9 protein-coding genes are annotated in these 20,395 nt (G+C 66.9%); 7 read left to right on the top strand and 2 right to left on the bottom strand.

What is annotated here, in order from left to right:
* Positions 1–28 precede the first annotated feature (28 nt).
* The 5 genes from G6N68_RS08240 to G6N68_RS08220 are packed head-to-tail and all read left to right on the top strand — an operon-like array spanning position 29 to position 8,352.
* Positions 29–4,417: a type I polyketide synthase gene (locus G6N68_RS08240; RefSeq protein WP_163718346.1), complete on the top strand. Its 4,389-nt coding sequence runs from the start codon at positions 29–31 to the stop codon at positions 4,415–4,417.
* Positions 4,418–4,427: 10 nt separating this feature from the next.
* Positions 4,428–5,420, top strand: coding sequence for an ATP-binding cassette domain-containing protein (locus tag G6N68_RS08235; protein ID WP_163710224.1), 993 nt, complete (start codon positions 4,428–4,430; stop codon positions 5,418–5,420).
* A gap of 56 nt (positions 5,421–5,476) precedes the next feature.
* Positions 5,477–6,265 carry an ABC transporter permease gene (locus G6N68_RS08230; RefSeq protein WP_163718344.1) on the top strand — a complete coding sequence of 263 codons (789 nt, stop codon included), beginning with the start codon at positions 5,477–5,479 and terminating at the stop codon, positions 6,263–6,265.
* Positions 6,262–7,062 (top strand): ABC transporter permease, encoded by an 801-nt coding sequence (locus G6N68_RS08225; RefSeq protein WP_163710220.1) that lies wholly within the window; start codon positions 6,262–6,264, stop codon positions 7,060–7,062. Before G6N68_RS08230 ends, G6N68_RS08225 begins: the two co-directional genes overlap by 4 nt.
* Positions 7,063–7,104: 42 nt before the next feature.
* The gene (locus tag G6N68_RS08220) at positions 7,105–8,352 is read left to right on the top strand and encodes a phthiocerol/phthiodiolone dimycocerosyl transferase (protein ID WP_163710217.1); all 1,248 of its coding nucleotides are present in this window, start codon (positions 7,105–7,107) and stop codon (positions 8,350–8,352) included.
* Positions 8,353–8,431: 79 nt separating this feature from the next.
* On the opposite strand, the gene pks2 is transcribed toward G6N68_RS08220, so the two are convergent.
* Entirely contained in the window at positions 8,432–14,695 is a 6,264-nt protein-coding gene (gene pks2, locus G6N68_RS08215; RefSeq protein ID WP_163710214.1) for a sulfolipid-1 biosynthesis phthioceranic/hydroxyphthioceranic acid synthase, read from the bottom strand.
* Positions 14,696–15,144: 449 nt separating this feature from the next.
* On the opposite strand from pks2, the gene G6N68_RS08210 reads away from it, so the two are divergent.
* Entirely contained in the window at positions 15,145–16,887 is a 1,743-nt protein-coding gene (locus tag G6N68_RS08210) for an AMP-binding protein (RefSeq protein ID WP_163710210.1), read from the top strand.
* A gap of 115 nt (positions 16,888–17,002) precedes the next feature.
* Positions 17,003–19,552, top strand: coding sequence for an MMPL family transporter (locus tag G6N68_RS08205; RefSeq protein WP_275899953.1), 2,550 nt, complete (start codon positions 17,003–17,005; stop codon positions 19,550–19,552).
* On the opposite strand, the gene G6N68_RS08200 is transcribed toward G6N68_RS08205, so the two are convergent.
* A complete protein-coding gene (locus tag G6N68_RS08200; RefSeq protein WP_163710204.1) occupies positions 19,549–20,238 on the bottom strand; it encodes an LppX_LprAFG lipoprotein in 690 nt (229 codons plus the stop codon). The genes G6N68_RS08205 and G6N68_RS08200 overlap by 4 nt on opposite strands.
* Positions 20,239–20,395 lie beyond the last annotated feature (157 nt).

The raw sequence follows: 20,395 nt of genomic DNA, 5'->3' as shown, positions 1-20,395 counted from the left end.
CGCCGACAACGCCATTGCCGTCGTCGGCATGGCCGGCAAGTTTCCCGGCGCCAACAACGTATCGGCGTTCTGGGACAACCTTCGGCGCGGCAAAGAATCGATCGTCACACTGTCCGAGCAACAGCTCCGAGACGCCGGCATCAGCGACAAGGCGCTGGCCAACCCGGCGTATGTGCGGCGCGCACCGATCGTCGACGGGGTGGACGAGTTCGACGCCGACTTCTTCGGCTTTCCCCCGCAGCTCGCCCGGTCGCTGGACCCGCAGCACCGCCTGTTCCTGCAATGCGCCTGGCACGCACTGGAAGACGCCGGTTACGACCCGGCCCGCTACGACGGCTCGATCGGCGTGTACGGCACCAGCTCCCCCAGCGGCTACCTGCTGCACAACCTGCTGTCGCACCACGACCCGAACGCCGTGCTGGCCGAGGGGCTCAACTGGGACCAGCTCAGCATGTTCTTGCAGAACGACAAGGACTTCCTGGCGACGCGGATCTCCCACCAGTTCAATCTGCGCGGCCCCAGCATCGCGGTCCAGACCGCATGCTCCTCCTCGCTGGTCGCGGTTCACCTCGCCTGCCTGAGCCTGCTCAGCGGCGAATGCGACGTGGCGCTGGCCGGCGGCGTGTCGCTGTGCGTGCCGCACCATGTCGGTTACTGGCACTCACCCGGACAGATGCTTTCCGCGGTCGGACATTGCCGGCCGTTCGATGTGCGCGCCGACGGCACCGTCTTCGGCAGCGGTGTCGGGCTGGTGGTCCTGAAACCGTTGCAGGCGGCCCTCGACGACGGCGACCGCATCCATGCCGTCATCCGCGGGTCGGCGATCAACAACGACGGGTCGGCGAAGATGGGGTTCGCCGCGCCCAGCGCGTCGGCTCAGGCCGACTGCATCGCCGAGGCCCATGCGGTGGCCGGGGTCGACGCATCGACCATCAGCTACGTCGAGACCCACGGCACCGGCACCCCGCTAGGTGACCCCATCGAAATCGAAGGACTGCGAACCGCTTTCGAGGTCTCCGACCAGCCTCGACCGGGGCCGTGCGCGATCGGGTCGGTCAAGTCGAACATCGGCCACCTCGAGGTCGCCGCCGGGATCGCGGCGTTGATCAAGACAATCCTGTGCCTGAAGAACAAGGCGATTCCGCCGACGCTGCACTTCACCAGCCCCAACCCGGAACTGCACCTCGACCGGACGCCGTTCACCGTGCAAAGCAAGTACGGCCCATGGGAATCCGACGGGGTGCGCCGCGCCGGGGTCAGCTCGTTCGGGATCGGCGGCACCAACGCCCACCTCGTTCTCGAAGAAGCACCGTCGGTATCGACATCGGCACCGGCCGAGTCGACCGGCCCGCAGGTGCTGCTGCTGTCCGCGCAAACCGCCACCGCCCTCGCCGAGGCGCGCAAAGCGCTGGCGACGGCGTTGGAGAAGCCGGACGCCCCGGACCTGTCCGACGCGGCGTTCACCCTGACCAAGCGCCGCAAGCACAACGTCACCATGGCCGCGGTCGTACACGACCGTGAGCACGCCGCGAAGCTGTTGCGAGCCGACGAACACGACAATGTCTTCGTCGGTGAAGCCGCTCCTGACAGCGATAGCGCCGCTGCCACCGACCGCGTCGTCTTCCTGTTCCCCGGGCAGGGCGCACAACACGTCGGGATGGCCAAGGGCCTCTACGACACCGAACCCGTCTTCGCCGAGCAGTTCGACGCCTGCGCCGAGGGTTTCCGTGCGGAGATGGGCGTCGACCTGCACAAAGAGATCTTCTCCGGCACCGCATCTGATCTGGAGCGAATCGACCGCTCCCAGCCCGCGCTGTTCACGGTGGAATACGCGTTGGCGAAGTTGGTCGACTCCTACGGCATGCGCGCCGAAGCCTACATCGGTTACAGCACCGGCGAATACATCGCGGCGACCCTGGCCGGGATCTTCGATCTCGAGACGGCCATCAAGACGGTGTCGCTGCGCGCCCGGCTGATGCACGAATCGGCGCCCGGCGCCATGGTCGCGGTGGCGCTCAGCCCGCAGGATATCGCCGAGCACCTGCTACCCGGGGTCGAGTTGTCCGCGGTCAACGATCCCGGCAACTGCGTGGTGGCCGGGCCGAAGGACCAGATTCGCGCCTTCTCCCAACGCCTTTCGGAGCGCGGCATACCCGTTCGCCGGGTGCGGGCCACCCACGCGTTCCATACCAGCGCGATGGATCCCATGCTGGGCGAGTTCCAGGAATTCTTGTCCCGCCAGCGGTTGGGCACCGCGCAGACACCGTTGCTGAGCAACCTCACCGGCACCTGGATGACCCCGGAACAGGTGAGCGATCCGGCAAGTTGGGCGCGCCAGATCAGTTCCACCATCCGGTTTGCCGACGAACTCGATGTGGTCCTGACCGATCCGGGCCGAATCCTGGTGGAGGTCGGCCCCGGTGGCAGCCTGACCGGTTCGGCGATGCGGCACCCCAGGTGGTCCGGCGGGCACCGCTCCGTCCGGCTCATGCGGCACCCGATCCAGAACGCCGACGACCGCGACACCTTCCTGCGCGCTCTCGGTGAATTGTGGTCCGCCGGCGTCGATGTCGACTGGACGCCGTTGCGACGCGCGCAACCGCACATCGTGTCCCTGCCCGGTTACCCCTTTGCCCGCCAGAAGCATTGGGTCGACCCGAAGCCGACCGTCTGGGCGCAAGCCCCGACCAACGGAGCGGCAATCAACCCGGCTGCCGCTCCGGGCGGCCACCCGGCGGAAGACGCCGCCAGCGTCGAGTTGGCGCGCAACGGGCAGTCGGAAACCGGTGCCACCCTGCAGCGGGTATGGGAGCAGTGCCTGGGCGTCGGGTCTATCGACCCGAACGCGAATTTCTTTGACCTCGGCGGTGATTCGCTGATGGCGATCAGCATCGCGATGACCGCGGCGAACGAAGGCCTGAGCATCACGCCGCAAGATCTCTACGAGCACCCGACCTTGGCCTCGCTGACGGCCGCGGTGGATGCCTCGTTCGCGGCGAACGGACTGGCCAAACCCCCGGAACCCGAGTCGCATCCGGCGCTCATGCCGAACGCCACCTACTTCCTCGAGCGTGGGGTGCGCGACGCCGGCCGCTGGCGCTTCCCGCTGATCCTGCGGGTGGATCCCACCGTGTCGCCGGATGACATCCAGGCCGTGCTCAGCGCGGTGGTCAACCACCACGAGGCGCTGCGCCTGCAACTGGTCGACCAGGACGGGGTGTGGGAACAGCGCATCGCCCCGCCGAGCGATTTCACCGGGCTGGTGACCCGTGCGCTGCCCGACGATGTGGCGTCCGGCAGCCCGGAAGAGCAGGCCGAGGTCCTGAAAATCCTTGCCGAACAGGATGATCCGCACGCACCGCTGGTCGCCGTGTACATCACCCGCGCCGACGGTGCACCGCACTTCCTGGCGCTCGGTGTGCACGAGATGGTCGCCGACAACGCCTCGCACCAGATTTTGGGCAGCGACCTGGTCATCGCGTTCGGGCAACGGTTGGCCGGTCAAGACATCGCGCTGGAACCGGCGGTGACCGGCTGGCGGGAATGGTCGCTGCGCGCGGCGGCCCTCGCCACCCACCCGGCCGCCGTGGACACTCGCGGCTACTGGATTCAGAATGCCCGCCAGGTCACGGTGTGGCCCACGAAGTCCGACCAAGCCGATACCCGGCCCGCGGCCGGCGATCTGGTCCGGCTGTCAAGCACATTGAGCTTCGAGCAGACATCCGAGGTCGACGACGCCAGGCGCAGGTTCCGCCGGTCGATCCAGGAGATCATGCTGGCCGGGCTGGGCCGGACCATCGCCCAGACGATCGGCACCGGCGTCGTCGCGGTGGATCTGGAAGGCGAGGGCCGCTCGGTATTGCGACCGGACGTCGACCTGCGCCGTACCGTCGGCTGGTTCACCACCTACTACCCGATTTCGTTGCCGTGCTCGACCGGACAGGGCATGGCGGCGCTCGAACATCTGGATGCCGTACACGACATCGTTAAATCCGTTCCGCACTACGGAATTGGATACGGCCTACTGCGGTACGTGAATGCCGCGACCGGCCGCGTTCTCGCTGCCCAGCGCACACCCGACATCCACTTCCGGTACGTGGGTGTGATCCCGGAGCTGCCTCCGGTCGTCGCTCCGGTGCAACTGCACTCCGACATGACCGTGCCGGTGCGCGAGACCGTTCCCGGCCTGGGCCACGCCATCGAGATCCGGGCCTACCGGTCCGCCGGTGCGCTGCATGTCGATTGGTGGTATGACGCCCGCCGGGTTCCGGCGGCGACGGCCGAAGCGCTGCAGCGTACGTTCCCAGTGTCACTCAGCGAACTGATCCAAGAGGGCATCGTGGCGGAGCAGGACGAGAGCGCCATGGCGGGCGCGACCGAAGCCGGCGCGCTGGTCGATCTGTCGAGCTTTGACTGAGGAGAGTTGGATGCCCGATACAGCGGCGGTGGCGGTTCACGGCGTCGGCAAGACGTACGGCGACGTGGTGGCGTTGGATGACGTCAGTTTCGAGGTGGGCCGCGGCGAGGTGATCGGTCTGCTCGGCCCCAACGGAGCGGGCAAAACCACCATGGTGGACATCCTGTCCACGCTGACCAGGCCGACGCGTGGCTCGGCGACCGTGGCCGGCCACGATGTCGTCTCGGATCCGGCCGGCGTGCGGCGCTCCATCATGCTCACCGGACAGCAGGTCGCTCTCGACGACATGCTCTCCGGCGAACAGAATCTGGTCTTGTTCGGCCGCCTGCACGGGCTGAGCAAATCCGCCGCGCGCACCCGCGCCCAGGAGCTGCTCAAACAGTTCGACCTGGTGGACGCGGCGAAGCGGCGGGTGAGCACCTATTCGGGCGGTATGCGTCGGCGCATCGACATCGCGTGCGGACTGGTGGTGCAACCGCAGGTGGCGTTTCTGGACGAGCCCACCACGGGCCTGGATCCCCGCAGCCGGCAAGCGATTTGGGATCTGGTCGGCAACTTCAAGAAGTTGGGCATCGCGACGCTGCTGACCACGCAGTACCTCGAGGAGGCGGACGCGCTGGCCGACCGGATCATCCTGATCGATCGCGGCACGATCATCGCCGAGGGCACCGCCAACGAACTCAAGCACCGCGCCGGCGGCACCTTCTGCGAAATAGTGCCGCGGGACGTCAACGAACTGCCCGCCATGGTCGCGGCGCTGGGCCCGCTGCTGCCCGAACAGCAGCGGACGATGTTGACCTCCGGATCCGACCGGATCACCATGCCGGCGCCGGACGGAACGAGCACGCTCATCGAGGCCGTGCGACTGCTGCACGAGGCGAACATCGAACCGGCCGACATCGCGTTGCGGCGGCCGTCGCTCGACGACGTGTTCCTGTCCATGACGGCCGACCCCAGCGAGGACCGCGCGTTGAGTCACCTCACCCCCGAGGCGGTGCGGTGAGCGTCACGGCTCTGGACCGGGCTGCACAGCGGCCTGACGAACGGCCCCAGCCGTCGATGCTGCAGCAGTGGTGGGTGCTGACCATCCGCTTCATCGCACCCACGCTGCGCAACGGGGAACTGATCACCGCGATCGGGGCGTCGGTGTCGTTCGCCGTCGGCTTCTACATCCCGTTCTCCACACCGTGGAACCACTACGTCGGCGGCGCCAGCAGCGGCGTCGCAAGCAACCTCGGGCAGTACATCACCCCGCTGATCACCTTGCAGGCCATCGCGTTTGCCGCGATCTCGTCGGCATTCCGGGCCGCCACCGATTCGCTGCACGGCGTGAACACCCGGTTCAGGTCCATGCCGATTGCCCCGCTGACTCCGGTGTTGGCCCGGGTGTCGGCCAGCGTGTACCGGTGCTGTGTCGGCCTGACGGTCGCCCTGATCTCCGCACACGTGATCGGCTTCCGGTTCCACCGCGGCGCGATCTACATCGTCGGGTTCTGCGTGTTGGCGATCGTGATCGGAGTTTTGCTCTCGTTCGGCGCCGACCTGATCGGCACCGCCACCCGCAACCCGGACGCCATGCTGCCGTTGCTGACGATGCCGATCCTGATCTTCGGGTTGCTGTCCGTCGGTATCCAACCGCTCAAGATGTTTCCGCAGTGGGTTCAGCCCTTCGTCCGAAACCAACCGATCTCGCAGCTGGTGTTGGCGCTGCGCGCGCTGGCCGGTGACACCACCAAGTCGCCCCTGCCGGTGACCTGGTCGGTGATGGCGCCGACGGTCGCGTGGCTGATCGGCTTTGCGCTGTTCTTGGTGCCCGTGTCCGCCATCGTCCTGTCCCGGCGCCCATGACCGCGGGCACGGTGCAGTACTCGGAAAGCTCGCTGCGGCGGCTCATTCCGCAGACGCTGGTGCAGACCAGACGGATACTCACCCGCTGGGGTCGTGACGTGGTCACCGTCATGGAGGCGCTGATCCTGCCGGTCGCGTTCATGCTGGTGCTCTACATCGTGCTGGGAAAACTCATCTACGCGATGACCCACGACAGCGCGCTGTACAGCATCGTGCCGCTGCTCGCGCTCGGTGGTGCGGTCAGCGGTTCCGCTTTTGTCGCAATCGATCTGATGCGCGAGCAAGCGAGCGGGCTGCTGGCCCGATTGTGGGTGATGCCCGTGCATCGGGCGTCCGGTCCGTTGTCGCGGATCCTGGCCGAGGCCGTCCGGATTTTGGTCACCACCGGGGTGATGCTCGGGGTCGGGGTGCTGCTGGGTTTCCGCTTCCGCGGTGGCGCGCTGGCCACGTTGATGTGGCTCGGTGTCCCGGTGATGTTCGGAATGGCGTTCGCCGCGCTCACCACGATGGTCGCGCTCTTCGCGTCGAAAACGCTTGTGGTGGAGGCGGTTGAGCTGTGGCAGCTGTTGCTGATCTTCTTCTCGACCGGGCTGTTGCCGCTCGATCAATACCCGCCTTGGATTCAGCCGGTCGTCGCGCACCAGCCGGTGAGCTACGCGATCACGGCGATGCGCGGCTTGTCGGCGGGCGGTCCGGTGCTGGCGCCGATGATCGCGACGGTGCTGTGGAGCGTCGGTATCGCGGCCGCCTGCGCGGTACCCATCGCAATCGGCTACAAGCGCGCCAGCACCCACTGACGGAGTGCGCGCGGCGGACAAGCAAAAGGTAGGAGTTCTAGAGTGTTTCCCGGATCCGTGATCCGAAAGCTGGCGAAGAGCGAGGAAGCCTTCGCAGAGTACGAGGTGTTCACCGCCGTCACCGTGCAGCTGCGCGGCCGCGTCGACGTCGACGCACTGTCCGACGCCTTCGACGCGCTCGTGGAGGCGCATCCGGTCCTGTCCAGTCATCTCGAGCCGAACCCCGACGGGGGCTGGAATCTCGTCGGCGACGACATGATGCACGCGGGGATAACGGTTGTCGACGGCAAGTCCACCGGTGGCGAGATCCGGCTCGACCAGACCGTGTCCCTGTTGCACCTGCGGTTGAAGCTCGGTGAGGGGGCCTCCGAGCTGACGATCTATCTGCATCACAGCATCGCCGACGGCCACCACGGGGCAGGGCTTTTCGACGAGCTGTTCTCCCGGTACACCGACATCGTCGCGACCGGTGACCCCGGCCCGATCGACCCCCAGCCGGCACCGCTGTCACTCGAGGCGATGCTGGAAAAGCGTGGGGTGAAGAAGCTGGGCCTGACCGGCGTCGAGCGCTTCCTGCCGGTGATGTACGCCTACGACCTGCCCCCTTCTGTGAAGCCGACCCTGGTCGCGACTCCTGGTGCTCCCCAACCCGTTCCGGTCACCCGGGTCCGCTTCACCGAGCAGGAGACCACCGATCTCATCGAGTTCTGTCAGCAGAATCGGGTAAGTGTCAACACCGTGGTGGCCGCGGCGATCCTGATGACCGAGTGGAAGCTGCGCAAGACGCCCCACGTGCCCATTCCCTACGTCTATCCGGTGGATCTGCGGTACTTCCTCAACCCTCCGGTGGCCCCGACGGAGGCCACCAACCTCGTGGGCGTGGCGACCTACCTCGCCGAGATCGGGCCGGACACCGACATCGTCGATCTGGCGGCCGACATCGGCGCCACCTTCCGGTCCGACATCGCCGAGGGCCTGGTTCAGCAGTCCGGACTCAACTTCGGCGCCGCGTTCGAGGGCACCCCGCCCGGCTTACCGCCGCTTGTCTTCTGCACTGACGTCAGCGCGCTGCCCACCGTCCGCACTCCCGAAGGGGTCGTGCTGGAAAACTTTGAGGGACAGTTCTTTTGCTCGATCACCGTCCCGCTCGACTTCTACGGTTGCGGCCTGTCCGGGGAACACCTGGTCATCGAGAACCACGGGCACTCGCCGTCACCCAAGGAACCGCTCGAGGCGATCCACGAGCTGCTCTGCACCGTACCGTCCGACTACGGCTGGGCCGTCGAGTAGCCGCCACCTTCACCGCGAGCAGACGCAAAGTCGTACGGATCAGGCGCGAAACGTACAACTTTGCGTCTGCTCGCGAGGGTTAGGAGCCCGCCTCCTCGGCCAGGGTCTCGGCCAGGTGCTCGGCGAGGGCACGTGCGGTGTTGTGCGTAGCAATCACCTTGGGGCTCAACCGTATCCCCGTCTCGGTCTCGATGTGAGTGCGCATCTCCAGCATGCCGAGTGAGTCCATTCCGTACTCGACGAAGGGCCGGTCAGCATCGACGCTGCGGCGCAGGATCACCCCCACCTGTTCGGTGATCAGGCGCCGCAACCGTGCGGGCCATTCGTCGCGCGGCGACGTCATCAGCTCGGAGCGGAATTTACTTGGGCCGCGCGAGCTTTGACCGCTGGACTGGAACAACTCGCCGAACGGGCTGCGCCGAACGACGTCGTCGAGCCACGGCGCCCCGATGATCGGGATGTACCCGGTGTAGGAGCGGTCATAGCGCAGGATCGCCTCGAACGCGTAGATGCCTTCGTCGGGTGTGATCATGAGCTGCTTGCCGGTTTCGGCCAGGAACGTGGCGCGACCGACCTCAGCCCATGCGCCCCAGGCCAGCGAGGTGATCGGCAGACCCTGCGCGCGACGCCAGTGCGCGAACGCATCGACGAAGCTGTTGGCCGCCGCGTAGGCACCCTGACCGGGTGACCCCAGCAAGGCCGCGCCCGAGGAGAACACGCAGAACCAGTCCAACGGCTGCCCGATCGACGCCTGGTGCAGGTAGTAGGACCCGAAAGCCTTTGGTGACCAGTCCCGGTCGATGATGTCATCGGTGATGTTGATCAGCGTGGCGTCCTCCACGACGGCCGCCGAGTGCACAATGCCGCGCAACGGCAGCCCGGTGGCGGTCGCCGCCTCCACCAGGCGAACCGCGGTCTCGGGTTCGGCGATGCTGCCGAGTTCCACCACGACGTCCGTGCCGGCTCGACGCAAGCGTTCGATCATCTGTCGGGCTTTGGGGTTGGGCGCCGAACGCGCCGTCAGCACCAGCCGTCCGCAACCCTTCGCCGCCATCTTCGAGGCGAAGAAGAGGCCGAGCCCGCCCACGCCGCCGGTGATGATGTACGCGCCGTCGCGGCGGAACACGGGGAATTGCTCCGGCGGCACGACCACGCTGCTACGTCCGGTGCGCGGCATGTCCAGGAGCAGCTTGCCGGTGTGCTCGGCGTTGCTCATCGCGCGAACCGCAGTGGCCGCGTCCGCCAACGGGTAGTGCGTGGTCTGCGGTGCGACCAGCACGCCGTTGGCGGTCAACTCGAACACCGTCTTGAGCAACTCGCGGACCCGCTCGGGCTGCAGCACCGACATCAGCGCCAGGTCGAGGTAGAAGAACGTCAGACCGCGGCGGAAGGGATACAGCCCCAGTCGGGTGTTGCCGTACACGTCGGCCTTGCCGATCTCGACGAACCGCCCACCAAAGGCCATCAGCTCCAACCCGGCACGCTGGGCCGCACCGGTCAACGAGTTCAGCACGATGTCCACGCCGTAACCGTCGGTGTCGCGGCGGATCTGCTCGGCGAATTCGACGCTGCGCGAGTCGTAGACGTGCTCAATACCCATGTCGCGCAACATTTGTCGCTTGGCGGGGTTACCGGCGGTCGCGTAGATTTCCGCGCCGGCATGGCGTGCGATCGCCAGGGCCGCCTGGCCGACACCACCGGTGGCGGAGTGAATCAGCACCTTGTCCCCGGCCTTGATGCCGGCCAGATCGTGCAGCCCGTACCAGGCGGTGGCGTTCGCCGTGGCCGACGCTATCGCCTGCTCGTCGGTCAGTGTCGGCGGCAGCTTGATCGCGAGGTCGGCGTTGCAGGTCAAATAGGTGCGCCAGCAGCCGCCCTCGGAGAAGCCGGCCACCCGGTCACCGACCTGGTGGTCGGTGACGCCCTCCCCCACCGCGGTGACCACACCGACGAAGTCCATCCCGGGCTGCGGTTCGCGGTCGTCGACAACGGGGAACTTGCCGAATGCAATGAGCACGTCGGCGAAGTTGACCGTGGACATCGCGACGGCGACCTCGATCTGGCCGGGTCCGGGTGAAACGCGTTCGCACGCAACGAGTTCCATCGACTGCAGATCGCCCGGCGTGCGTACCTGCAGCCGAATGCCGTCCTTCTCGTGGTCGACGATGGTGGTGTGGCGTTCGTCGGCCAGCAGCGGACTCGGGCACAACCGCGCGACGTACCACTCGCCGTTGCGCCAGGCGGTCTCGCCCTCCGGCGATCCGCTCAGCAGTTGCTGAGCCACCAACTCGGGCTGCGTGTGCTCGTCCACGTCGATCTGGGTGGGCTGCATCAGCGGCACTTCGCTGCCGATCACCCGGATCAGCCCGCGTAGACCAAGTTGGTCGAGGTTCAGTTGGTCATCGGAGCGAGCATGCTGGGCTTGCCTCGTGACGACGAACAGACGGGGCAGCTCGCCCTCCAACTGGGCCACTTCCCGACTGAGCCGGACGAGGTGCCGCACCTGCTCACGCCCCAGCGTCAGCGCGTCTTCGTCCGAGTCGCTTACCCTTGGGCCGCAAAGGATTACCACACCCCGGAAGGCTCGCCGCAGCTGTGCGCGCAGCGCTTCGAGGTCGGCCTCGCGGGGCAGCTGCAGGTTGACACATTCTGCGCCTTGAGATTTCAGCGCGTCGGTCAACGTGGCCACCAACATCTCGGCGCCGTCGGAGGTGTCGATCAGCAGCCAGGAGCCGGCCTCGTCGGCATCGATGTCGGGCAGCGTCCGCTGTTGCCATTCGAGGGTCAGCAGTCGCTCGCTGAGCACGCGGTCGCGTTCAGCGCCTTCGGTGGTCCCGGTGCCCATGCGCAGTCCGCGCAGGGCCAGCAGCACGGTGCCGTTCTCGTCCAGCACATCGATGTCGGCCTCGCCGCCCGTCGCGTCCGCGCGGGTCACTCGGCCATAGCAGTACTGGGCATTGCGCAGCGGACCGTAGACCCGCAGTTGTTGCACGCCGAGCGGCAACAGCAAGCCGCCGCTGCTGTCGACGCCGGCGGCCACGGACTGGAAGCACGCGTCCAGCAACGCCGGATGCACGTGGTAGGCGGCATGCTGAAAACGGATCGAGGCGGGCAGTCCGACCTCGCCCAGCACCGTGTTGCCGCCGGATTCCGCGGTATGGACGGTGGCCAGGCCGCTGAACGCCGGACCGTGCTGCACACCGCGTTCAACGAACGACTCCCGCAGCTCTGCGCCCTTGACGCTGTGCGGATGCAACGCCAGCAACCCTTCGATGTCGTAGGCAGGCGGGGCAGCATCATCCGGGGCAGGGCGCAGCGACGCGGTCGCGTGCTGGGTCTTCTCCCCGTCCTGTTGGGATTCCACGACGAAGTCGACGACGCCGGGCGCCTGCACCGACGCGACGGCGGTGATCGGAGTCTGCTCGTCGAGCAACAGCATCTGCTCGAAGACGACGTCCCAGACCTCATAGCCCTCACCGAAGACCTCGGAAGCCGCCGCCAGCGCCATCTCGCAGTAGGCGGCTCCGGGCAGGGCGGCCACGTTGTGCACCTGGTGGTCCTCCAGCCACTGCAGCGCCGCGGTACCGACGTCGGTCTGCCACACGTGGCGCTCGGGCTCCTCGACGAGGCGCACGTGCGAGCCCAGCAACGGGTGCACGGTAATGGTGGACGCCCCGTGGGCCCTGCCTTCCTTGCCCTCGGCGTCAATGAACAACTGGCGATGGCTCCACGCCGGCAACGGCGCATCCACCAGTTGGCCCGCGGGACACAGCACCGAGAAGTCGACCTTGGCGCCCGCGCCGTGCAGGTCGGCCAGGAAGCCGCGCAGCGCGTGCGGCAACGGTTGTTCGCGCCGGACAGCGGCCAGGGCGGCCACCGTCATGTCCAGGCTGCGGGCGTTCTGGTCGACGGCGTGGGTGAGCAGCGGGTGGGGCGACAGCTCGGCGAACACCCGGAATCCGTCGTCCAACGCCGCCTGGATCGCCGCGGCGAACTGCACGGTGTTGCGCAGGTTGTCCACCCAGTAATCGGCATCGCAGACCGGCCGTTCGCGGGGGTCGAACAGTGTCGCGGTGTAGTACGGGACGCGCGGCGTCATCGGTTGCAGGTCGGCCAGCGCATCGGCCAGGTCGTCGAGGATCGGGTCGACCTGGGGTGAATGGGATGCCACGTCCACGGCGACCTCGCGCGCCATGATGTCCCGTTGCTCCCAGCGGGCGACGAGGTCGCGCACCTGATCGGCGGCTCCGCCGATCACCGTGGAGTTGGGTGATGCCATCACAGCCACGGCCACGTCATCGATGCCGCGGGCCATCAGCTCCGAATTCACTTGCTTGGCAGGCAGTTCCACCGACGCCATGGCGCCGGACCCGGCGATGCGGGACATCAGTTTCGAACGGCGGCAGATGACGCGGGCCCCGTCCTGTAGCGACAGCGCGCCGGCGACGACGGCCGCAGCGGTCTCCCCCATCGAGTGGCCGACGACCGCGCCCGGAACCACCCCGTAGGTCTTTTCCATGGCCACCGCCAGGGCGACCTGGATGGCGAAGATGCTTGGCTGCACTTTGTCGATGCCGGTCACCGTCTGCGGCGCCGTCAGCGCCTCGGTCACCGAGAAGCCCGATTCGGCGGCGATCAGTGGCTCGAGTTCGGCTATGGTCGCGGCGAATTCCGGTTCGCTCGCCAGCAAGTCGGCGCCCATTGCCGCCCACTGCGAGCCCTGACCGGAGAACACCCACACCGGCCCCCGGTCAGACTTGCCCACCGCCGCCTCGAAAGGCGCTTCGCCGTCGGCGATCTCACGCAGACCGTTGACTAGCTCGTCCAGGCCGGCGGCCGGCACCAACGTGCGCACCGGCCGGTGGGCGCGCCGGCGCGCCAGCGTGTAGGCAAGATCGGAAGGCGCCACGCTGTCCCGGTGAGCCTCCACCCACTCGGCGAGCCGCTGTGCGGATAGGCGCAGTCCGTCGGCCGAACTGGACGACAGCGCGAACACCAACTCCGCCGGCGAGGCGGATTCGGTGGGGGCGCCTGCCGTAATCGGTTGCGCGGGAGCTTCTTCTAGAACGGCGTGCACGTTGGTGCCCGACATGCCGAAGGAGGACACCCCCATCCGCCGCGGTCCCTCCCCGTTGGTCACCGGCCATGGCGTAACCTCTTGGGGCACAACCAAACCCGTGTCGATCGCGGCAAGCTCATCCGGCAGTTTGGTGAAACCGATGACGGGTGGCACCAGGCCGTGTTGCAGCGACAGGACCGCCTTGATCAGCCCCACCGCCCCGGCGGCGGATTCACTGTGCCCCATATTGCCTTTGACCGTGCCGACCGCACACGTGCTGCCTTCGGTGCCGTAGACCTGCGCGAGGCCGCGGTACTCGATCGGGTCGCCGATAGGGGTGCCGGTGCCGTGCGCCTCGATGGCGCCGACCGTCTCGGGAGCCACACCCGCCGCCGCCAATGCCGCCCGGTAGACAGCGACCTGCGCGTCTTCCGACGGCATGGTGAGCGTCTCCGAACGACCATCTTGATTGCTGGCCGTGCCGCGGATCACCGCAAGTATCCGGTCACCGTCGGCCAGTGCATCCGGCAGTCGCTTGAGCAGCACCACGGCGCACCCTTCGGAGCGCACAAACCCGTCTGCGGCGGCGTCGAACGAGTGGCAGCGACCCGTCGGCGAAAGCATGCCCTGTCCCGAGGCGGCCACACTGCCATCCGGCTCCAGCAGCACCGCGCAACCGCCGGCCAGCGCGAGGTCGCTTTCCCCCTCGTGCAGGTTGCGGCAGGCCAGGTGCACCGCCATCAGGCCCGACGAACACGCCGTGTCGAACGTCAACGCCGGGCCTTGCAGACCCAGCGTGTGGGCGATCCGCCCGGACGCGACGCTGCTGTTCAGACCGGTCACCACGTACGGACTGGCCAGACCACCCGCTCCCTTGGTGAGCAGCATGTAGTCGTGGTGGGTGAGGCCGGTGAAAACGGCCGTCGAGGAGCCGGCCAGCGTTGCCGGGTCGAAACCCGCATGCTCGATCGCTTCCCAGGCGGTCTCGAGCAGCAGTCGGTGCTGGGGGTCGATCGAGAGGGCCTCCCGCTCGCTGATCCCGAAGAAGTCGGCGTCGAAGCCCGCGACGTCGTCGATGAAGCCACCCCACCGGGACACCGTCTTGCCCGGCACCCCCTGCTCGGGGTCGTAATAGGCGTCGGCGTCCCAACGGTCCGGCGGAATCTCGGTGACCAGGTCCTCGCCGCGCAGCACCGCCTCCCATAGCTGGTCGGGAGAATTGATTCCCCCCGGCAGCCGGCATCCCATGCCGATGACCGCAATGGGAGTGACACGCGTTTCCATCCCAAAAACCCTCGTTCTCAGCTCAATCTGCTTCCCGACAACATCTGCATCGAGTCTTGATACGGGCAACGGACTGCGCAGCGCCGCTCTGACAATTCTCGTCTAGCCCCAACCCCAGCCAACCCGGACTCGAAACCGTTAGCCGGTCTCGGAGAATCAAGCTTAGACGCCAGAATGGTACGCCGAGGCCAAAGGGGAGAATTTCCAGCATGTGGCCAGGATTGCCGCGCTGAGCTGGGCAAATGCGGTAACCGACCCGGGGCCACCCGGCTAGCGGAGGGCACGCCATCAGCTACTATCCCATATCCATTGCAGGACAACGTCTTTCACCTGAAAAATGGAGAATCGTCACCTCGCCCGCGGTGACGACCGCCCGTCAAACCAGCGCTGAACTGGCCAAATGCGAAGTCTGGGACAGGCCACAACGACGGCCGGTACCCTAGACGCCCATGAGTGTGCGTTCCCTTCCCACTGTGCTGCGCGCGTGGGCCCGCCTGCAGCCCAATGACACGGCATTCACTTTCCTCGATTACGAGCGGGACTGGGACGGCGTCACGAAAACCCTGACCTGGGGGCAGTTGCATCGGCGGATGCTCAACGTCTCTCAGGAGGTGAGCCGTTACGCCGCGCCGGGTGATCGCGCGCTGATACTGGCTCCCCAGGGACTCGAGTACGTTGCTGCCTTTCTTGGCGCCTTGCACGCCGGAGTGATCGCGGTACCGCTTTCCGTTCCCCAGGGCGGCGCCACCGACGAACGGGTTGAGTCGGTGCTGCAAGATGCCTCACCGACCGCAATTTTCACGACGTCCGCGGTGGCAGATGACGTGGCTCGGCATGTTGAGGCCCACGCCGGTGCATCCGCTCCGGCCATCATTGCGGTGGATTCGTTAGATCTGGACCGGCCCAACAGATCTGGCGCCGCAGCCGACAACCAACTCGAAACTGCGTACCTGCAGTACACGTCCGGATCGACCCGCACGCCGGCGGGCGTGATCATGTCGCACCAAAACGTTCGAATCAATTTCGAACAGCTGATGGCGGGCTACTTCGCGGATACCGACGGTATCGGGCCGTCGGACATGACTCTTGTGACGTGGCTGCCGTTCTATCACGACATGGGATTGATGCTCGGGATTCTCGCGCCCATCCTGGGCGGCTTCCCCGTCGTGATCACCAGCCCGATGTCATTCCTGCAGCGCCCCGCCCGGTGGCTCCAGCAGTTGGCAAAGTATCCGCACCCATTCTCGGCAGCACCGAACTTCGCGTTCGAACTCGCAGCCAAGAAAGTGTCGGATGACGACATGGCGGGCCTTGACCTCGGCGATGTCTGCAACATCGTCAGTGGCAGCGAGCGGGTGCATCCGGCAACGCTCAAGCGCTTCGCCAACCGGTTTGCGCCGTTCAACCTGCAGGAACGAGTGCTTCGGCCCGCGTACGGGCTGGCGGAGGCAACGCTCTACGTAGCGAATAGCAAACCGAATCACCCGGCCGAAACCATCTACTTCGACACGGAGGAGCTGACCAACGGCCGCGCCAAGCGGTGCGCGGCGGGAAGCGGCACACCCTTGATCAGCTACCTACTTCCCACATCGCCGATCCTGCGCATCGTCGATCCCGACACCCGTACCGAATCCGCAGAGGGGACGGTCGGCGAGATCTGGGTGCACGGCGACAACGTCGCCAGCGGGTATTGGGAGAAGGCGGAAGAGAGCGCGCGCACCTTCGGTGCACAGCTGGTCAATCCCTCGGAGGGCACCCCCGAAGGTCCCTGGCTCAGAACCGGAGACTCGGGATTCTCCGTCGATGGCAAGTTCTTCATCATCGGCCGGATCAAAGATCTCCTGATCGTGTACGGGCGCAACCATTCTCCCGACGACATCGAGGCGACCATCCAAGAGATCACTCGAGGCCGCTGCGCGGCAATAGCCGTGCCCGGTGAGCAGAGCGTCGAAAAGCTGGTTGCCATAATCGAACTCAAGAAACGCGGCGACTCCGACGAAGAAGTGATGAATCATTTCGGCGCCATCAAGCGGGAAGTGACCTCGGCGTTGTCGAGTTCGCACGGTCTCAGCGTCGCGGATCTGGTTCTGGTACCGCCGGGCTCGATTCCGATCACCACCAGCGGGAAGGTTCGGCGGACCGCGTGCGTCGAGCAGTATCGGCAGGCTCAGTTCGCCCGCTTGGACGCCTAGTCTGATCTGGTACATCCGTTCAAAAACACCCTCGACGGGGGCTCCTGTCAGTACCATCACGAGCGTGCCAGCCGACGACAGCCATAGGTCACCTCGGCTCGTCAACCTCCTTATCGTGGCTGCTTGGATCGCGGTGGCCGTGGTCACGAACGTGCTGCTGGCGCTGACGTCGACCAAAGCTGACGCCGGCTCGGCGCTGGTCCCGCATGACGCCCAGACGGCCGCCGCGACGGCTCGGATCGCCCAGGCGTTCCCGGGCACCGGCACTGACGCCATCGCCTACCTGGTGCTGGACGGCCGTGACACGTTGGGACCGGCCGATCAGCGTTACTACGACGCGGCCGTCAGCGCCTTGCGCGCCGACACGGCCCACGTGGGCGCCGTGGTCGACTGGTGGTCGGATCCGCTGACCGCGCCGATGGGAACCAGCGCCGACGGCCGGTCCGGCGTCGCGATGCTGTGGTTGAAGGGGCAGGCCGGCACGGCGCAGGCGCGGGAATCGCTTGCCGCCGCCCGCTCGGTGGTGAGCAAGCTGCCGCCGACTTCGGGGCTGCGCGCCCGCATCACGGTCCCGGCGACCACGACCAGCATGCCGCTGCGGATGAACGCCTGGCAGGGTGCGGCCATCGCGGTCGCGGCAGCGGTAGGCGCCGTGCTGCTGGTTCTGCTGGCGCGACGGTCGCTGGTCGGGGCGGGGATCACGTTGCTCACCATCGGGGTGTCACTCGCGGTGGCGTGGCCGCTGATCGTAGTGACCAGGTTTGCGTTGTTGTCACCGTTCGCGGTGACCTTGGCGGCCGTGCTGGCGATGGGCACGATCACCGCATCCGCCCTGTTGGTCGGTCGGCGCGCGATGGCCCTTCCGGGAGTCGGCGTCGCGATGTTGACCGCGCCGATGCTGCTCGCCCGGACGCCGGCGTTGCACAGCGTCGGCATCTCTGCACTGAGTGTCATTGTGGCACTTGCGACTTCATTGACCCTGTTGCCCAGCCTGCGCGGGCTCGCGGGGGTGCAAGACCCGCCTGAGCAGGCTCCGGCGCCGGCCGGGGGCCTCGTGTCCCGGCTGTCGGCTCCGCGGGCTGCCGTGGCCACCGCCCTGGCGCTGGCGATCTGCGCCCTGCCCCTGTTGGGGCTGCGTTGGGGGGTCGCTGACAACCCACCCCTGACGAATCGCGCTCAGTTCGTCCCCGGGACGTCGTTGCCCGACGTCATCGTGTTCAAAGCCGACCAAGACCTGCGGGACCCCGCGGGGCTTATCGCCATCGACAAGGTGAGCCATCGGCTGATGGAGATCCCCGGCGTCCGCAGGGTGCAGTCGGCGGCGTGGCCGGGCGGTGTCCCGTGGACGGACGCCTCGCTGGCGTCGGCCGCGGGCAGGCTGGGCGAGCAGTTGGATCGCCAGGCCGTGACGTTCGTACCGCAGGTGAACGCGATCAAGACGCTGGCTTCCGTCGTCGATCAGGTGAGCGGCGCCGTCGACCAGGTGGAGACCACCCTGAATGCCGGTCTCGGCGGGCTGTCTGAACTGCAGCGAGCCATCAACGTGGTGCTCTCTGGCACGCGTGACATCAAGGACACCACCGTGGAAGTGTCGGGCTATCTGGATCCGATCCGCGACTGGACCGGCGGCGTCCAGAACTGCCCCGCCGACGCGTTGTGCTCGGCCGCACGCAAGGTCATGGATCCCCTGGACCGCGTGGTCAACGATGTGCGAGTGCTGTCCGACGGAGCGGACCGCATAGCCGGGGTATCCGCCCGCACGGTCAACGTCTTCGCCACCACGCCCCAGGCCGTCGCGCAAATGCGCTCCGCGTTGGATCAGCTGCGATCCTTCGTCCCCACCCTGGAGAGGACCGTCGAAGAGACCATCCCCCAGGTCGTCCAGCTGTCGGCGTTCCTGAAGAACCTCAGCATCGACTTCGCCGACACCGGTGAGGGCGGTTTCTACCTTTCCCGCAAGGCGTTGGCTGACCCGTCCTACCAAAACGTGCGCAAGTGGATGTTCTCCGCCGACGGCACAGCGACCCGCCTGTTCGTCTATTCCGACGGCACAAGACTCGACCTGAGTGCGGCAACGCGCGGTCAGCAATTCGACGCAGCGATCGAAAGCACGACCAAGTACGGCAGCCTGCTGGACAGTCAGCTTTCGCTGGGTGGCGCCGCCGCAATGGCCGCGAGCGTCCGCAGCGCGCTCGTCCACGATGGCGTGCTGCTAGGCGCGACGCTGCTCGCCGTGGCCGCGGTGGTCGGCGCATGGCGAGGCGCCGTCACCGGCGTCGGGGTGGGCCTTGGGGTACTGGCCGCCGGCCTGGCGGCGCTGGGCGTTTCGGCCTTCGTGCTGCAAACCCTGCTGCATCGGGACCTGCACGTCTCGGTGGCGCTGGTGTCCTTCGTTGTCCTCGCGGCATGCGGTATCCCCTACCTCGTTGCCGTACCGGCCCGGCGGGCCGTCGCGCCGCTGGCCGGGGTTGGGGTGATATTCGGCGTCGGCTTGGTGGCGGTGTCGGGCGGTGTGTCCAGCGCCCTAGGTCAGCTGGGTGTTGTCTTGCTGATCGGGCTCACCGCACTCGCGGCGGTGGCACACGTCGGCCTGGCGGCCTGGCGCCCGGTCCCGGTAACTGCCCCGGCGTCCCCGGCGTCCCCGGCGGAACCGACTACCGATTAGTCGGTATTGACCGGCTCGTTCCACTTGGACAGCGTGACCTCCACGGACCCAGACCCGAGGTCCACCGAGGCCCGGACCAGGCGATGCGAACCGTCCGAGGCAATCCACACGGTCGACGGCCGGGACTGCCTGGCCCCGGGATCCAAGATCTTGACGGTGTCGGTAGGCAGGGTCCCGTTGATCTTGGTGGTGGGAATGCCGTCGATCACCTCTGAGCCTTGTGACTGCACGTTGGTCACACCGGAGAGCAGTTTCGCCACACCGTTGGTGGGGTCGAGCATGTGCGAGGCCGACAGGTCGGAGACGTTGCCGAGATTGGTCCAGTCGTCGAAGAGTTTCACCGAGATGGTGTCGTCCTTGATCCGGAAGGGAACGTCAGATTGCCCGTTGTAGGTACACGAACCCTTCGCGGCCAGCGGCTTGGACCGAACATCGACGTCAGCGCTGGTAATGCCGAGCATGCTGTCCACCTGTCCGGATGAACGAACGGCCAGGTGCGCGCTGGTCAGCGCCTCGGTCGACTCAACGGACTGGCGGACGTCGGTCATCAGCGGAGAGTCGGCCGTGGTACCCGTGGTTGGCGGCGCCTCGGACTCCGGATTTTCCGACGAGCACCCGGATAGCCAAAGCGCCAGGAACACACCGAGTGCCGCTAGAACCGCTATGGGTGTCGCTCGTCTTTCCATCACTGTTGCAAACCTCGTCTCATCTGCGGGCGCGCCAAGCTTAGACGCCACACATAAGAGAGCCGCGGCTGCCGCGGGCGCGACTGGCTTGACTTGATACCCCTAGGGGGTATATTTTCTCCCCGAAGACGCCCCGCAGCGGTGGGCATCAGTCGCC

It is taken from the genome of Mycobacterium bourgelatii, assembly GCF_010723575.1.
Taxonomy (GTDB): Bacteria; Actinomycetota; Actinomycetes; order Mycobacteriales; family Mycobacteriaceae; genus Mycobacterium; species Mycobacterium bourgelatii.
The sequence above is the reverse complement of the archived record's forward strand: the minus strand, read 5'-3'. Positions and strand labels throughout refer to the sequence as shown.